The sequence below is a fragment of the Arsenophonus sp. ENCA genome, assembly GCF_002287155.1.
Lineage (GTDB): Bacteria > Pseudomonadota > Gammaproteobacteria > Enterobacterales > Enterobacteriaceae > Arsenophonus > Arsenophonus nilaparvatae.
In genome coordinates this window covers 1-632 of record NZ_NHNG01000543.1, presented here as the reverse complement: position 1 = coordinate 632, position 632 = coordinate 1, and the positions used below count along the sequence as shown (strand labels likewise).

Genomic DNA, 632 nt, shown 5'->3' with positions numbered 1-632 from the left:
AAGCTAAAACATAAAGACATTGTTAAAGCTACTCAAGCCGCGAAAGGCGCAGTCAGTCAATGGATTAATGGCGGGAATAAACCGTCAGCAGATTATGTAGCTGCTTTAGCCAACGTACTTAAAGTAAATGAAAAATGGTTATTAGAAGGTGAATTAGATGATGACGTAATGCCCTATGCTGATAAAATAAAAAAAATCCCGTTACTATCACTAGAGCAGACAGTAACATGGAGTGATAGTATTATGAATAATAATCATTGGATAGAAACGTCATCTAATACCAATAAGTCCTGTTTTGCTGTTCAAATTAAAGGGGATTCTATGGTGACGAATGGTTCAGGTATTTCCCTTCCTGAAGGCGCATTCTTAGTTATTGATCCGAAATATAAAGTTAGCAGTGGTCTCATAGTAGCCGCTCATTTACCTAATTATGATGCTATTATAATAAAAAAATTAATGATAGATGGTCCAAACATTTATCTTGTTTCTATAAACCCTAATTACAAGCCCATTCAAATAGATAGTTTAAACTGTATTATCGGTGTTGGAATTCGTATTGAACTTGATCTTGTTTAATCCGTTTTTTTAATAAAACCACAAATCTAAAATTCTTTTAATAGGACTTACGCAAA

At 33.4% G+C, this 632-nt stretch carries 1 protein-coding gene; it reads left to right on the top strand.

The genetic code is table 11. The features are described from left to right. A partial coding sequence (locus CBG25_RS14125; protein ID WP_290607396.1) for a S24 family peptidase occupies positions 1–576 on the top strand: 576 nt, incomplete at its 5' end. Between the last annotated feature and the right edge of the window lie 56 nt (positions 577–632).